1 protein-coding gene is annotated in these 398 nt (G+C 65.6%); it reads right to left on the reverse strand.

Annotated features, from left to right (window positions below):
* A partial coding sequence (locus AB0C16_RS40815; protein ID WP_357691586.1) for a sortase occupies positions 1 to 398 on the reverse strand: 398 nt, incomplete at both ends.

Here is a 398-nt window from a genome sequence, read left to right on the forward strand (position 1 = left end):
ATCTCTCGAAGACGACCGGATCGCCCTTCCGCACCTTGTCGATGTTGTGGAACTTCGCGCCGTGCCCGTCCCGGTGCGCGGCCAGTGTGAAGTTGCCGTTCTTGCCGGTCATCGGCAGCATCGCCTTGACGGGGTCCGTGTAGTAGCCGGCCACACCGTTGTTGAGGACCTGCGTCGACGTGCCCTTCCTGACCAGCACCTCGCCGTTGTTCATCGCGGGTACGTGCAGGAAGCCGATGCCGTCCTTGGTGTCCAGCGCCCCCGGCCCGGTGTCGGAGGTCTCCCATTCGTGGCGCACCTTGTCGGCCTGCTGGTTCGCCTTGCGGTCCGCCAGGACGTTCGTCCACCACAGCGAGTAGACGACGAACAGGCCCAGTACCAGGCCCGCCGTGATGAGG

Source organism: Nonomuraea sp. NPDC048916, from assembly GCF_040649575.1.
GTDB lineage: Bacteria > Actinomycetota > Actinomycetes > Streptosporangiales > Streptosporangiaceae > Nonomuraea.